1 protein-coding gene is annotated in these 1,425 nt (G+C 66.1%); it reads left to right on the top strand.

What is annotated here, in order from left to right; genetic code table 11:
- Nucleotides 1–49 precede the first annotated feature (49 nt).
- A complete protein-coding gene (locus tag ACFY0U_RS45665; RefSeq protein WP_388646476.1) occupies nt 50–1,396 on the top strand; it encodes an IS630 family transposase in 1,347 nt (448 codons plus the stop codon).
- Nucleotides 1,397–1,425: the final 29 nt, after the last annotated feature.

The following is a 1,425-nucleotide window of genomic DNA, read 5'->3' as shown; positions in this document are numbered from 1 at the left end:
CTAGTGTGCTGCGCCTGAAATCCCGGGCTTAAATCTGTAGCCTGTTTTCATGTCTCGGGGTCCTCGTGCCGTTGAAGTTGTGTTGTCCGATGAGGAGCGCGCCGAGTTGCTGCGCTGGGTGGGCGGGGCGGTGGCGCCTCGTCTTGTCGAGCGGGCACGGATCGTCTTGGCGTGCGCGGACGGGCAGCCGAATACGCGTGTGGCGGCGGAGTTAAAGGTAACCGCGGACACGGTGAGGAAGTGGCGGTCGCGGTTTGCTGCCCGCCGGATGGCCGGACTTGCGGATGAGCCGCGGCCGGGCCGGCGCAAGTCGGAACTGGTGCTCAGTGATGACGAACGGACTCAGCTGACGCGTTGGGCCAGGCGCGCCAAGACCGCTCAGTTCCTGGCTCTGCGCGCGCGGATCGTGCTGCGGTGCGCGGAGGGCGGGACGAATAGGCAGGTGGCGGCCGAACTCGGGGTGCGTGAGCAGTCGGTGAGCCGCTGGCGGGCCCGGTTCGTCGAGCGGCGGCTGGACGGGCTGACCGATGAGCCGCGGCCCGGCAGGCCGCCCTCGATCCTGCTCGACCAGGTCGAGGATGTTGTCGTCGCGACGCTGGAATCGACCCCGGGTAAGGACACGCACTGGTCGCGGGCCTCCATGGCCGAGCGCACCGGGCTGTCGAAGTCGACCATCGGGCGGATCTGGAGGAAGTTCGACCTCAAGCCGCACCTGCAGGATGCCTTCAAACTGTCCACCGATCCGCAGTTCGTCGCGAAGGTCGTCGACGTCGTCGGCCTGTATCACCACCCGCCCGAGAAGGCGGTGGTGTTGTGCGTGGACGAGAAGAGCCAGATCCAGGCGCTGGACCGCTCGCAGCCGGTGCTGCCGATGATGCCGGGCATGCCCGAGCGGCGTACCCACGACTACCTGCGGCACGGCATCACCAGTCTGTTCGCCGCGTTCAACATCGCCGACGGCACCGTCATCGGTGAACTGCACCGCCGCCACCGGGCCGTCGAGTTCAAAAAGTTCCTGGTCACGATAGACAAGCGGGTTCCCGCCGGGCTCGATGTGCACCTGGTGTGTGACAACTACGCCACCCACAACACCCCCGAGATCAAGACCTGGCTCGGCAAGCACCCCCGCTTTCATGTCCACTTCACTCCGACCGGCTCCTCCTGGATCAACCAGGTCGAGCGATGGTTCGGCCTGCTGACCGACAAGCTCATCCGCCGGGGCGTCCACACCTCGGTGAAGGCGCTGGAGGACGACATCAGGGCCTGGATCGACTCGTGGAACGAGAAGCCCAGGCCCTTCACCTGGACCAAGACCGCCGACGAGATCCTCAACTCGCTCGCCGAGTACCTCGCCAAGGTCACCCCTCCAGCCAGCGGTAACCCGCGACAGATTTAAGCCCGGGATTTCAGGCGCAGCACACTAGC

Source organism: Streptomyces sp. NPDC001536 (genome assembly GCF_042894505.1).
Classification (GTDB): Bacteria; Actinomycetota; Actinomycetes; order Streptomycetales; family Streptomycetaceae; genus Streptomyces.
Note: the sequence above shows the minus strand (reverse complement) of the source record. Positions and strands in the feature narration are given on the sequence as shown.

Excerpts from the sequence above, each read along its gene's own strand:
- ACFY0U_RS45665 (WP_388646476.1), top strand. The coding sequence starts at position 50 with ATGTCTCGGGGTCCTCGTGCCGTTGAAGTTGTGTTGTCCGATGAGGAG.